The organism is Aquitalea sp. S1-19, from assembly GCF_024343515.1.
The window spans coordinates 1-13467 of record NZ_RJTZ01000090.1 but is presented as its reverse complement, the minus strand read 5'-3'; the positions used below and the strand labels follow the sequence as shown (position 1 = coordinate 13467).

Sequence of the window (13467 nt, the reverse complement as noted above, 5' to 3'; positions counted from 1 at the left end):
GCAGAGGCAGGGCATGAGTATTTGCAGCTAAAGGTCAGGAACAAGGAGCAGCTTCACGTGCACCTGCTCAAGAGCTGGTCGACGTTGCAGACGCTGGCGCAGCGCCGGCAGTCGATCGCCCAGATTTTGCTGGCTGCACTGGAGATGAAACTGCCGGATGGCGCACGCGGTGCCAGCCTGTATGTGGCCAGCAGCCTAGGGGCGCTGGCCGATGCGGTTGCGGGGGACATTGAAGCTGCCAGCTCACTCGGGCAGTCGCCGGAACGGGTGCTGGCAGCTGTCAATGCTGGGCTGCTGTTTATGCATGATCACGAAGTCATCATTCTGGACAAGGGCAAGGCCCTGTTCCGTTCCGCCATGTCTTTGAAGCTGTTGCCGGAAAGTAAGGGACGGGGGTTTCGCGATAACGACTTTATGCCGCTTCGTGCACATTACGACGAGCGCACGCTGCAAATCCATGTTATGCACGAATATGCCCGGCTTGGCTTGGGTAAGATGGCAGACGCACTGGCCTATATCTTGGCGTATTTCTCTATGCCGAAAATGGAATTCATCCGCCGCTATTTTTCCAGCCGGCAGGATGAAATCAGTCGTGCCGCAACGCATGAATCCTGGCAACAGATCGTCGGCGAGCTAGGCGATCCGGATCAGGCTCAATTGGTCACGGCAAAAGAAGATGAAAACCTGCTGGTTCTGGCTGGTCCAGGGTCAGGCAAGACCCGGGTCATTGTTCATCGGGTGGCATTTCTGGTCAGGATCAAGGGTGTCAGCACCGCAGCCATTCTGGTGCTGGCTTACAATCGGGCCGCTGCGGGTGAAATTCGTCAACGTTTGCGTGCGCTACTGGGGCAAGCCGCCTTTGGTGTCACCGTGCTGACCTATCATGCACTGGCGCTAAGATTGACCGGGCGTTCGCTGGCAGGCAGCGAGCAGAGTGAACAATTGTTTGCCGGCATTTTGGCGGATGCCACCGCCTTGCTGACGGGCAGTACTGCTTCAGGGGATATGGATAGTGATGATGCCTTGCGTGGGGCGTTACTGGCAGGGTACCGGCATATTTTGGTCGATGAATATCAGGACATCGACGAGGCACAGTATGCGCTGATTTCGGCCTTGGCTGGCAGGACGCTGGATCGCGACGAGCAGTTGACGCTGATGGTGGTCGGTGATGACGATCAGAATATCTATGCCTTCAGGAAAACCAGTAACGAATATATCCGGCGCTTTGAAAATGATTACGCAGCCCAGACTCGATATCTGGTGCGTAACTATCGCTCGACCAGCAGAATTATTGATCTTGCCAACCACCTGATCGCCGGTAATCCGGAGCGCCTCAAGCTGGCGCATCCGATCATGATCGACCGCAAGCGACAGGGTGCCGCGCTGGGTGGGCGTTGGGAACAGCTGGACTCTGTGTCCAATGGACGGGTACTGCTGTTGCAGGTGGGTAGCAATCCGCTGCGCCAGGCGCAAGCAGTGGTTGCCGAGCTTGAGCGGCGTCGCAGCCTCGATCCAGCATTGGCCTGGGGCGATATTGCCATTCTGGCGCGTACCCATGCACAGCTTGAGCCATTGGCGGCTTGGTGTGCAGCGGCAGGAGTTCCTTTCAGTAAGCGCGGTGGCGCCAATCAGGGTCAGCCCGGCCTGTGGAAAACCCAGGAAGGCATGGCGCTTCTCTCTGAACTGGATACGGCGCAAGGTATCCATTTGCACGCAATGTCCGAACAGTGGTCAGCCCGCGCGGCGCAAGATCCGGACAATCCTCATCTGGCACTATGTGCTGCCTTTTACGAAGAGCAGTGCTCGCATTGGGGTGATGAAGCCTTGGCAGGTTCAGTTCTGAAGGATGCATTTTACGAGTTTGGCCGTGATGTCCGCCGTGAAGATGGTGGCCGGCTGATATTGTCGACTATTCATCAGGCCAAAGGCGGGCAGTGGCCGTGTGTCGTATTGCTTGACGGAGGCTGGCAAACAGCCGCTCCCGATGAGCGACGTCTGTTCTATGTTGCGATGACCCGGGCGCAAGATGCGCTGGTGATCTGCTCTCAATCGAAGGGAAATCCCTTTATTGCTGAGTTGAGGCAAGGCAACGCTTTATTGGAAATGGACGCGCGCGTTCAGCCTCCTGTTCCGGATGCATGGCGCTTGCGCACGTTGGAGCTAGGCATGCCGGATGTCTATCTGTCTTATTCCAGCACCTACCGATTATCTGCGGGTGTGCATCAGGCTTTGCATCGTCTACGTACTGGCGTACGTCTGGAATTGCTACCTCAAGGCGATGGCTGGGTTTTACGTGAGCCAGGACAAGGACAGTTTGTCGGTAAACTGGCCAAGCGCTTTGCCATGCCTGAGGGTGAAATTGTCCATATTGAGGTGCACACCATGGTGTGGAGAAGGAAAGATGAGGGCGGGCAAGATAGCCGTGCAGTTATTGATGGCTGGTGGGTGGTGTTGCCGCGCTTAGTGTTCAGGCCGTTAAATTTATCGAGCGAGTAAAAAATAATGCTCCACCCATAATGTAGACGGCAATCCTGCTTGGCGGATTTAAATTAAACTAGTGTGAGTATATGTCATGAGCAAAGAAAAAAAGCACGTCATTGCCTATGTTGGTGCTGCATTCGAATATGGGAAGGATATTGGTGGGTACGGGGTGTTATTATCGTATGGTAGCGCCACCAAAGAATTGTCTGGCGGTTTTCGGATGTCGAACAAAAGAAGGATGGAGTTGCATGCTGCTATTGTTGCGCTGGAGTCAATAAAAGAGTCTTGTAGAGTGACTATACATAGCGATTCTGCGTATCTAGTTGAAACCATGGCGCTGGGCAGAGCACAAAAATGGAAAGAAAAAAAATGGTTAAAAAGTGATAATTCGCCAGCAGCGAATAGAGATTTGCTGGGGAAATTAATTGAGCAGTCTGTTCGGCATGAGGTTGAATGGATTTCATCGAGCACATCATCAATTAATGAACTTGAGCATCGTATTAGTTATATCGCCATTTCTGCCATGGCAAATCCAGATTTGCCTACAGATGATGGGTGTGAAGCAAAAAAAAATACAATGCCAGATGGAAGCAAAATAACACAAGAAGGACAGGCGTGTCGTAAGTGTGGCACATCTGTAACAAAGCAAACCCCAAAAAGAAAACCAAGATCAACACAAGAGTACTATTACGATTATTACCTTTATTGTCCTTCATGCAAAACCATGTACATGGTAGAAGAGGCCAAAGTGATGATGAAGAATAACTTGCTGATTTAGCGTGGTAAAATTAGAAAATTTTCTCGAAACCTGTCATTTTTGTTCTGGCGGGCAACTAGCTGTCGAATCCCGCTTGTTTATGTACGCGTAACTAATCGCCCGGGATCTAACACGTAACCCCCATTTGAGCCAAATACGGGGCAGCGATAGCGGAATTTAATATTCTCACGACGTTGGCGTGTTACGAACAATAATGAGGAGGAGCCGCATGAGTCGGGCTCTACCAGGAAGGGGCCATGAAGCCTTATTTATTCCTTTTGTTTGCCCAATATCGGGCATATTGGCGTGCTCGTTTCACTATTGGAAGGGCCGAATTTCTGCTTACGTCTCGGTTCTACCGAGCGAACCAATTACTCAAAAATGCTGGGAAATTCAGTCTCTTTTTCGTCGGTATTACCCGAACAACAGCTAAGCCTTGGTTTCTGGCTATTGTTGCTGCAGCCTTTCTCCAGCTAAGCAATCCGTATCTGTGCCAACTCTTCGGGAGCCACGGACTCACGGTTCCCACCGACTCCGACTATGTGACCTTCCTAGCAGCAATCAGTAGTATTGGAAGCGTGTTTATCGGTCTCTATTATGCAGCGACTGCGACGGTCGGTAGCGCTATGTATGCTCGGGTCCCGAGTAATCTTCGCGACCTGCTCGCCCAAGACAGATTCGGCATTGTTTACATGCATTTTCTGTCGTTCTTGACCTATCTTTGTCTAGTTCTCATCTGTTTGAGATTGTCGAATCTTCCCCGTATTTACATTGCTCCGCCACTCATCACGCTAGCTGCAGGGGTCGGTGTCTTTGCATTCGTGAAACTAGGTCAGCGAGTCTTTCATCTCTTCGACCCCGCAGAGTTTTCTACACCAATCTTCGAGCAACTGCGGCATTGGATGGCTGCAGTGACCGTAAAAAAGCTCAAGTGGCAAGATGAGTCATTCCAGCATTACGCATATAAGCAAGCTGAAAAATCGGTGACCGTATTGGAGACCCTGCGAGACCTGCTGCTTCAAGAACAGCACCTCTCCGGAACACCGTTGTTAGCCGTGTCCAAGGGCACCACACAGCTTCTCATTCTTTATCGGACAAAAAAGGCCCTTATACCGACCAATAGCTGCTGGTATCCACAAATTTATTGTCACCCAGAATGGTATCGAACCGATGATATGCGGCTCTCTATTGCCACCGAAACAGGTACAAGCATTGAACCGCAGACCGTGGTCAATCGTGATTGGCTTGAAGAGCGCTTAGTGCCCATTTTGTTGGATTGCCTTACTGTCAACGTGCGTAACGCACAGTGGGAAAATGCCCTCGCAGCGCTCCAACACATTGAAAACTATGCTATGGCCTTAGCAGTACACGGCTGGGCGGACTCTGCATTCTCGGTTTTCGAGCAAGCTTGCTCTCGGACCATCGAAGCAATTAAGCAGTCTTCGGCTACAGCACGGGTTGAGGCAATCCAAAAGGTAGCAGTTGCCGAAAGCCTGGCCAGTATACCTATTAATCTAAGTCTTACTTTGCGACAGCGATATGCATCATTCCAGAGCACTGACATCAGTGCACGCATAGAGTCCATCGATTGGTCAAGTCCGAGTACCTTCTACCAAGCCGGCTTCGAAGACTATGCATTGAGCCAAATTGAATATCTATCCCCTAGACTAGAGTTCGAGCGCGCAGTGGAAGGGAAAGAAGTTTCGCCTACGTGGTATTTAGCCGAGCTTGTGATGCAGCCTGAGGCTAAGCATTTTGCAGAAAATATTGCGGTCCTGACCGAGAAAATTCCTGATGCATACGAGAGACTGAGAAAAGCGTTTTCGGAGGCAGAGCTATGCTGGATGACAGCAGCAACTCTCAGTCGTCAGTGGGAATATTGGCACAAGCTCAGTGAACAGGTCACTGTTTGGGAAAGAGCATGGTCAGAGATGAGCGATAACCGCAAGCTGAAGGAGCTCCCTTGGGCAAAGTTCGATGCCCAGTCAACACGGATAGCTCTTAAGCCAATGAAGGCTACTCTACTCAAGGCTATGTCAGATCTCCAAACACGGTTCAGCGTACTAGAGCGACCGCCGGCCTATCCAGACTATGCTGGACAGTTTCTGCACTTCTGCGGTGAAGCTGTGTTTGAAGCATTGATTGATGAGGATGCCGAGCTGTTGAAGGATATTTTCATACGCTATTTTGTAGGGTGCCTCACACAACTCGCCAAAACACCATCTAATGATGGCCCTGACTGGCTGGTGATGCAGAATCTAAGAATTTCATCCGCAGCCGTATTGGACCTGATGGATGTTAGTGGTTACGCATTACTTTTTTCCGAGCTTCATGGAAATAAAGCCTTATGGAGCATAGTGTGTTCAGCATGGAACCGATACCTTACCGACGACCGAAAAACTGAGGCTATTGTCGAGTTGGTAAATTTCGTTGAATCCGGTTTGGGCGCAAAACCACGCGATATATTGAGAATAAAGTGGCAACAGCGGGTTGAAAATAAATTTGCGCAACTCCCACGCAGGCCAGTTATTAGTGATGCCTGGCACATGGCCAATAAAATGGAGGTAGTACATCCAAGCCACTTGGTCCGCATCATTGCATCACATACTAACGCCCTCGGCCACGGTGGAATTGACATGTTTGTCGCACTCTATTTGGTTCGGAAAAATGGTTCGGAAAGTTTACGGAAGAGTTTTAGGCGAAGTGGTCTTGCAGATGAACTTGGCGACCAAGAATGTGATTCTTATTTTTATTCGGACGAGGTTGAACACGCATGATATCAGGAAAGCCACAGCTTAAATGGGCACCCCGACTAGTCCGGTTTCTTCCGAGTTTAAGTCAATCTGAAAAAATAGCTGTTCCGAACATTTACATGTTCGTAGAGGATGTTTCACGCCCAATGCCATTCCGATATGGCCGGGAAAATAATTTTTCGGTTCGGCTAAACGGAACAGAGGCTGAGCAGCAGAAAGTTTTGAAAGTGTTGGATAACCTTTCTGAGTATGCAGGCTACTCTCCCGAAGAAAAATTAAGTAATGCCGTTGACACTATCGCAAAGAGAATCGTATGGGAGGGGCGTGCTCAGTTTGAGCTTATCCCGCTAGATGACGGAGCTACATTTTTTCATAAAGTTCCGACAAAGAGGCTCTTCCGGCTCATGGGTTTTGCAGTCCAATATCTCTCTCGAGAAGACCGGCAATTTTGGAAAAGTGCCGCATTGCGTTGGGCTCCACGTTCTACGTTGTGGCATATAGATGTTCCCCACGAATTAGGGGGGCGCCGTGGCTACCTACGCTTGCTATCAAGTCTGCAAAAGTTTGGCGATTTAGGGCCAGCTTTCATGTCTACTGACGGTTGGTTTGAAAAAAGGCCTCGCAACTTCGACATCAAGGAGTATGTACGGTTAAATAGTATTTTCCTCTACAAAGTCGCACACGCATGGGGATGGAATCGCCGTGACTTTTCAACTGAACAAACAACGGAGTTTTACAGCTTGTACCGCAGTGCAACAGCAGAAAAAGCTAAACGTATCTTTCGAACCCATATCATCTCTCAGATAAATATACTTCTCGTGCGACTGGAGATAAATTGCACTATTTCGGTAGAAGGCCTTCCTTCAGTGGAGGGCGCACAGCAGATGAAGGATAAGTTAGTCACTAGTGAACTAAGCTTCAGGGATTTTTTGGATGCTCGCTACGATAGCTAAATTACACGACCAGAGTTTCACTTTCCCTAGTCGCATTTTGCCGCCCAACTGGGCCGCATAGTGTGCTATACACTAGTCGCCTCTAACGAATCGAACAGAAATTTGACACTTGGTGGGTTGGCGGGAAACTTACAACAGTGTAAACAAAATGGCATCTAAATTAGGATTTATGTACATTTTCGGCTACCAAGGTTGGTGAGAGTAGCTTGACAGCTGCCATGCAGCCAATGTTTACACTTTTTGTTCAGCACAACCGTTTAGCCTTGGCGATGGGTGTTCGCAAGTAGCGTGTTAGAAGCCAGACAACGATTGGCCCATTTTGGCCATCCTGCTATGCTAGCAATCACGATAAGGAGCAGGTGGCTGGACTGTATGTGTTCATGGGGCGTAACGAACTGTGGCGCATAATTTATGGTTGCATGTGGTGGGCAATGGCCCTGGGGTGCCTCCCCCAACGGATAAAAACGTCCCTTTTGTCGCATTCAACCAGTCGAGCGACAAGCCGTTGCGAGTTGGTGAGATCCGTATCAATAACCGCAAATTGGCTGGAGCAGCAGCGAATAGTTTGCCCCTTGTGGTCAGCAGTCGTTATCTGTCTGCCTATGACTGCGAGCAACTACAATACAAGCTGGATGCCACCTCAGAGGTACTCTGCGGTCAACTAGGCTGCCTGCCATCGGCGGGTCTTACGGCCGTATTTGCGCTGGCCGACATGGGGGTAGGGTTGCAGCTATTCCAGATGCCTTTGCGCCCCAGCCTGCTGCGTGTGAACACCATGCCGATACGACAACCACTGGCGGCCGCCTTCCACAACTGGTTGGGCGAGCGATGCTTGGCATGGCAGTTGTTGCGTGATAGGCGGACATTACTGAACTGGCCACAACTGTACTTACCGACAGAGCCTGCCGAAACGGATCAGGACATCGCTATTTCGTATCCTAGATTGCAGGAATGGTTTGTCACGCACGCGGGCAGACCGGAAAAGTCAGACATCAGCACTCTACAAGAATTAGCCGCGCTACCTGCAATGGCTTGGCGTCAGGCTGATGAGGCTTGCCCCCTGCAGGCGTTTGAAAGCTTTTTTTTCTTGGCACGCCAGCAGCAGACCACCCCCAACTGGTGGCTGTACCGTAACGACATTTCTCCATTCATTGATACCTTGATGCTACGTCTGATGCAGGCTCAGCAACATCTGCTGGCGGTAGACTGAGAAGTCCATCCAGGATCGCCTTTTGTTTTGTCTTACGCGATGCAGAGTAAGGTTCGCGCTGGTGGTAGTAGCAGAATAGATCATCGATAAACCATGGCTGCTGCGCCAGTTCCGTCAATGGCAGCATCACTGCGTAGTCAGCCACGTCTCCCACCCACTCCCCTTGGTATTGCAGGTAATGCACTGGTAGTGCATCGAACAGCCGCTTGCGAAAGCCACGTAGGTGGGTCCACACATTACCACCGCCCTTGCGGCGTGGCGCTTGGTAATCCGGTTGGTAAAGCTGCAGCGGCTTGTCTGGACGGAACATCACACCATGCACTAGATCGACACCATCTGCTATGGCCTGATACAGGCGACCGACGACCTCCGGCGACATCAGAGCGTCGTCTAGATCCAGCGTGACAACCAGGGTATCTGACTGTGTACAAATATCGGTCACGGCAGTAAGAAAATTGGGTATATATCCATGTCGCCGACTGCGACGAATCAGCGTGGTTCGTTCGAGCAGTGTGCCCAGCAAGTGGGGCAACATCCAGCTTTCGTTTGCCGCGCTGGCATCGTCGATAACGATCAGACCAAAACGCTGGTCGTGCTGCATGGCCAGTGACGCAAAACAGCGGCGCAGCTTGCCGATGCTGGTGCAGCGTCCCTTGAGCAGAAACACCAAGGCTTCGTGCCTCGGTGGGTAGCGCCAATCGGCTTCCGGCAACAAGTCCCATTTGTCTTGCTGTGCTAGCGGTTCCTGGCCCTGCGCGATCAGGTCGCGCCAGATGGAGAAATCCGGGTGCGATTTATCGCTGTTTTGCGGGTGCAGATAAAAGCTGCGCCGGTCCCCTCCACGCAGCGACCGGCTGCCGTGTACTGCTTGCGCCTGTTGTACGCTGCGATGCCACATCAGGGTAAAGCGACCGTCCTGCATACCATTAGGTAGTGGGCACAATCTACGTAGACGTGACAAGTGCAACAAGCCGCAGCGAACTTCAGGGGGGAACTGCCCCGGCATGCCTTGGTATGGTTTGAACGTGGATTGCGATTGCGGGATGTTAAAGCCCACCGACACGACATCGTCCGGGCTCAGTGCTGCCAACATATCGGCCAGAAAGTCGTGCGTCAGATCGCGCCGCCCAACCAGAGTGTCTGAATCGCACTGCAGTACGTACGGGGTGCGAACCCGGTCGAATGCCCACAACTGAGAGAACAGCGGCGCGCAGATACTAGTGTGGCTGGTAGCAATATCGTCGCGGCCAAACCACTGGTGGTAGGTAGCCCTGATGTCGGCCTCGGCTGTGGGGGCCTGCCACACTTCGTCTATTGTCCCTTCCTCTAGCAGCATACGGGTAATGGCCTGCACCCTAACAAGGTCGCCGTGTGTGAACTGACGCAGAAAGGGGCCGGTGTAAGGATCGATCAATAGCACCGTACTGGCAAACGCTATCGGATAGGTCAGCTGGCTAACAATATGGCGCACCTGCTCGGCTAGAAATTCGGAATCCTGAGCGCAGCACTTGATCAGCAGCGTGACTTGTTGCTCGATACGCAAGGGACTCTGTTCAGTATGATCCAGCTGGACACAGTGCGGGAACAGGCTTTCTACCAGCTCGCGGTAGAAATCGGTAAACCCATGCAGGCTGGCCAGTGTTTCGTGTTGGCGCAAAGTGGTTGGTCGTCTTGCCAGTTCGTAATCTGACCAACCCAGTATCCCAATCCCGTATAGGCGGGCAGCCGTATCCAGAAAGCGTGATGGGGTAAATGGCGCGATGTCCTTACCGATGTCGATATACACCAACTGACCGTCAGCCAACCTCAGGTTGCTGCGTTTGATATTGCTGGTGACGTAGCCGGCATGGTGCAACTGTTGCAGGAAGTGGCGGACCGTTTCCGCCGGCAAGGTAGTGGGCAGTGGTGTGCTATCAAACCAGAGGTAGCAACAAGACCAGCAGCCGTCGTGCTGTTTGTGCCATACAGCAGCGGGCACCGGGCCTTGGGTATTGGCTATCAGCTGCTGTATTTGCTCGGCGGTATTGTCATCCATCGCAGCCGGGTAGAACTGTTTACAAACCTGTTCCTGTTCGCGCCAGACGATACCTTCCTGCCCGACGCCCAGCAACGTAACCGGCTGTTCAAGAATAGCCTGCCAGTTTTTGGCTGCCGAAGCGAGCAGTTGGCGCTGTCTGTACCATTGCGTCGAGCGCCGGTTTTGTTCGGTAACAAAACCACCCAGCGAGTATTCGGCATACACCGGCGAGGATACGACAATCCCATCATTGGTTTGCAACATCAGTAGCTCAGCCACTAGCCAGTGGTCTTCGGCACTGGTTACATCGGGGTAGCGAATGCCGCTTTGCGTGCGTAGCAGCAGGTTGCATGATGGTAGCTCCTGTTGTTGCTCGTGCAGACAGAATGCTTCGATGAATGCAAGCAAACGGGGGCGATGCTGTAATACTGCCGGGTCGGCAATATTACTGACAGGCAGGCGTTGGCCGCTGACAGATAGATGGTTACTACCCAACACATAGCGGGCATTCGCCGCCTCACCGGCCTGGATCAATGCAGCCACGGCGCAGTGGTCGACCAACAGGTCGTCGGCATCTAGTCGTGCTACCCAGCATGCCGAAGGCAACTCGGCATCCACCCAGTCCAGTAGCGCATTACGCGCCCGCGCAGCACTTCCACACAAGCCGTTAACAACCACCACTCGTGGATGGTGTAGCCAGTTCTTTACCGAGGCCTGCCATTCATCATCCGAGGCATCATCCAAAATTACCACCACACCCATGCCTTGCCGCATCACTTGTTGCGACATCGCTGAAGCCAGTGCCACAGGTAAGTGCTTGGCCTGATTGCGTACACAGATACCAATCACGACTGTGGCTTGTTGAGCTTCGTCACTCAGCGGTGCTTGCAACTTAAGAAAGCGAGGGGAAAGTACGGTTTGTGTGGTACGTGGAGCGGATTTATGCATGTTCCCACACTCTAGCGCGTTGCAGGATCTGCTCTTGAGTCCAGCCAAACAATTGGTGGGAGCGGGCAAAAAACTGCTGACGGATCTCTGCCTCCATGCGCTGTCCGTGTAAGTGGTAAAAATGGGCCAACCCGACCAGCTTGCTTTGGCTATTCGGGCTCGAAAGCGTCTCCCGTCCGCTGTCCAGATGCCAGCTCGCTGAATGCCGTCCGGTATAGGCAACGCCCACCTGAGACAGACTCAGCACCCGTATCGCCAAGTCACGGTCATTACAGCTATGAAGGCCAGAGGTATAACCACCTGCTCGCATCAGGGTGCCAAGACAGATAAACGTGTTCGAGCCCTGCCAACCTGGGTTGCCTGCCAGAAAGTCATGTACGCTGGCATGTTTGATCGGCTCCCTTGGTAGTTCTATCCCGTCGCGAATCATGCGTAAGCCAGATAGCACCACATCTGGCCAGGAATGTTGTAGCGCCGTTGTCAGGCAGGTCGCCAAGTGATCTGCATCCCACTCATCGTCATCGTCTAATATGGCCACGTAGCAATCCGGCCAAGAAGCTGCGATATAGGCGATACCGGTATTCCACGTATTGGCCGCCCCTTTAGCTAAATGATTGGTAAGACAATGCAAAGGTAGAGAGCTGTCCTCTAGATCTAGGGAAGCATCAATTTGCAACTCTCCGTCAGAGACAATCACCACAGCATCGGGTAAAGCTGTTTGGGTAACAACAGTTGAGAGTGCGCGCTGCAACAGCACTCGGCGCGCCGGCAACGTGGCCAATAAAGCAATCACTGGCGGTTTGCTTTCCAAGGTGGGCATACATAACAGCCAAGAATTAACGACAAACGGTAATTATGCCATGGTTCTATAGGGTAGTATTGATCTGAGCCGGCCAAGATTTGCTAAATACGTCAATGGCTGTTTTCTGATTGAAAACAGCCATTCTTGATCCAACCACGAGTGGCTGCTTCGGCCAAACAGGAGACGGTGCTCATGAGCTTAGACTTCAAGCGTCGACACGATGATTCCGACAGCAAGCTTGCCCCAATCTGCTCCTCACGCTAGTCTAATGCTTGCGTTAGGCTCGTATTGCTTGCGGGTTGTTGCGCGTATAAGTTTTTGTATTTGCAAGAAAAACCTTTTGAGTCAATGAGTTGGAGCGCATCCTGAATGCCCTGTTAATCCGCAGGTCGCAGGTTCGAGCCCTGCTCGGGGAGCCAAGCATTACAAGGACTTAGTCGTTTTTCGACTAGGTCCTTTTTGCGTTTTGGCCCAATTTTGGCCCACTGACTGCACAGTGGGCTGTCGAGCAGTGGTATAAAACCGCTCGCTACACGTGACTTCAACATTCGATTTGGAGTTCACATGGCAAGCATCAGAAAACGTGGTAACAGCTGGCAGGTTCGTATCCGTCGCAAAGGTTATCCGCTCTTATCTAAAAATTTCCCCCGAAAAGACCAGGCTACGCGCTGGGCGCAGCAAGTCGAGTCCGAGTTCGATCGCAGTCCTTATGCGCCGACGGCTCGCCCTGAATTGTCGGTTGGGGCTGCGCTGACACGCTACGGCGAAGAGGTGAGCAGTCAGAAAAAAGGCGCTCGGCAAGAACTGAGTCGCATCAAGCGCCTGCAACTGGAGTCGTTCGCGGCGCTCGACATCACCGAACTGCGCGGCCGTGATCTCGCCCTGTTTCGCGATCGCGTGTTGGCAGACGGTTTGTCGGGTAACACGGTGCGCTTGTATCTGGCGGTGTTGAGTCATCTGTATACCGTTGCGCGTAAAGAATGGGGTTACGAGCGCCTTTCCAATCCGTGCGACGATATCCGTAAGCCCGCAGTGGGGAAATCACGCGATCGGCGCTTCGAAGGGGATGAGCTGCAACGTATCCTCGATGAAACCGACTCCGAAATTTTGCAGGCCATCCTGCAACTGGCGATAGAAACCGGCATGCGCCGTGGTGAGCTGTGTGCCTTGCGCTGGTAGGATTACAAGCCGGCGATTCCGGCACTCAAGATCCGGATGTCGAAGAACGGCAGCTCGCGCGTTGTACCGTTGTCGCCGCGTGCAGTTGAATTGCTCGAAGCCTTACCGCGCAGTGGTGAGCTGATTTTTGATGTTGAACCGGACTCGATCACGCGTGCTTTCCGCCGTGCTTGCGACCGTCTTGGCATTGAAGATTTGCGCTTTCACGACACCCGGCATGAAGCGACCAGTCAGCTGTTCGAAGACGGGCTGGAGGTGATGGAAGTGACGAGTATTACCGGGCACAAGACGCTGAGCATGTTGATGCGCTACACCCACCTACGCGCAGGTACCTTGGCCGGCAAGCTCGCGCGAGCCAGACCACGCT

Annotated in this window: 9 protein-coding genes; 7 read left to right on the top strand and 2 right to left on the bottom strand. The window is 52.3% G+C overall.

Annotated features, from left to right (window positions below; genetic code table 11):
* From EGI20_RS13200 to EGI20_RS13180, 5 genes are all read left to right on the top strand, one after another.
* A partial coding sequence (locus EGI20_RS13200) for an ATP-dependent helicase (RefSeq protein WP_498632023.1) occupies nucleotides 1-2496 on the top strand: 2496 nt, incomplete at its 5' end.
* 76 nt (nucleotides 2497-2572) lie between these two features.
* On the top strand, nucleotides 2573-3259 hold the full coding sequence (locus tag EGI20_RS13195; RefSeq protein ID WP_498632022.1) for an RNase H family protein: 687 nt from the start codon (nucleotides 2573-2575) through the stop codon (nucleotides 3257-3259).
* A 236-nt stretch (nucleotides 3260-3495) separates the two neighbouring features.
* On the top strand, nucleotides 3496-6015 hold the full coding sequence (locus tag EGI20_RS13190; RefSeq protein ID WP_498632020.1) for a hypothetical protein: 2520 nt from the start codon (nucleotides 3496-3498) through the stop codon (nucleotides 6013-6015).
* 95 nt (nucleotides 6016-6110) lie between these two features.
* Nucleotides 6111-6944: a hypothetical protein gene (locus EGI20_RS13185; RefSeq protein WP_498632018.1), complete on the top strand. Its 834-nt coding sequence runs from the start codon at nucleotides 6111-6113 to the stop codon at nucleotides 6942-6944.
* A 397-nt stretch (nucleotides 6945-7341) separates the two neighbouring features.
* Nucleotides 7342-8154: a hypothetical protein gene (locus tag EGI20_RS13180; RefSeq protein WP_498632016.1), complete on the top strand. Its 813-nt coding sequence runs from the start codon at nucleotides 7342-7344 to the stop codon at nucleotides 8152-8154.
* Here EGI20_RS13180 and EGI20_RS13175 read toward each other — a convergent pair.
* Nucleotides 8093-11119, bottom strand: a complete 3027-nt coding sequence (locus tag EGI20_RS13175; protein ID WP_498632015.1) for a glycosyltransferase family 2 protein — start codon at nucleotides 11117-11119, stop codon at nucleotides 8093-8095. The two genes, EGI20_RS13180 and EGI20_RS13175, sit on opposite strands and share 62 nt — an antisense overlap.
* Nucleotides 11112-11939: a glycosyltransferase gene (locus EGI20_RS13170; RefSeq protein ID WP_498632014.1), complete on the bottom strand. Its 828-nt coding sequence runs from the start codon at nucleotides 11937-11939 to the stop codon at nucleotides 11112-11114. Before EGI20_RS13170 ends, EGI20_RS13175 begins: the two co-directional genes overlap by 8 nt.
* 546 nt (nucleotides 11940-12485) lie before the next feature.
* Between EGI20_RS13170 and EGI20_RS13165 the strand changes: the two genes are divergently transcribed.
* Nucleotides 12486-13100 carry a tyrosine-type recombinase/integrase gene (locus EGI20_RS13165; RefSeq protein WP_498632012.1) on the top strand — a complete coding sequence of 205 codons (615 nt, stop codon included), beginning with the start codon at nucleotides 12486-12488 and terminating at the stop codon, nucleotides 13098-13100.
* 36 nt (nucleotides 13101-13136) lie between these two features.
* The coding region (locus EGI20_RS13160) for a site-specific integrase (RefSeq protein WP_498632011.1) at nucleotides 13137-13467 on the top strand (331 nt) is incomplete at its 3' end.

Bases quoted from the DNA above. Each gene is read 5' to 3' on its own strand.
- EGI20_RS13175 (WP_498632015.1), bottom strand. From the start codon at position 11,119: ATGCATAAATCCGCTCCACGTACCACACAAACCGTACTTTCCCCTCGC.
- EGI20_RS13165 (WP_498632012.1), top strand. From the start codon at position 12,486: ATGGCAAGCATCAGAAAACGTGGTAACAGCTGGCAGGTTCGTATCCGT.
- EGI20_RS13195 (WP_498632022.1), top strand. From the start codon at position 2,573: ATGAGCAAAGAAAAAAAGCACGTCATTGCCTATGTTGGTGCTGCATTC.
- EGI20_RS13190 (WP_498632020.1), top strand. From the start codon at position 3,496: ATGAAGCCTTATTTATTCCTTTTGTTTGCCCAATATCGGGCATATTGG.
- EGI20_RS13185 (WP_498632018.1), top strand. From the start codon at position 6,111: ATGTTCGTAGAGGATGTTTCACGCCCAATGCCATTCCGATATGGCCGG.
- EGI20_RS13170 (WP_498632014.1), bottom strand. From the start codon at position 11,939: ATGCCCACCTTGGAAAGCAAACCGCCAGTGATTGCTTTATTGGCCACG.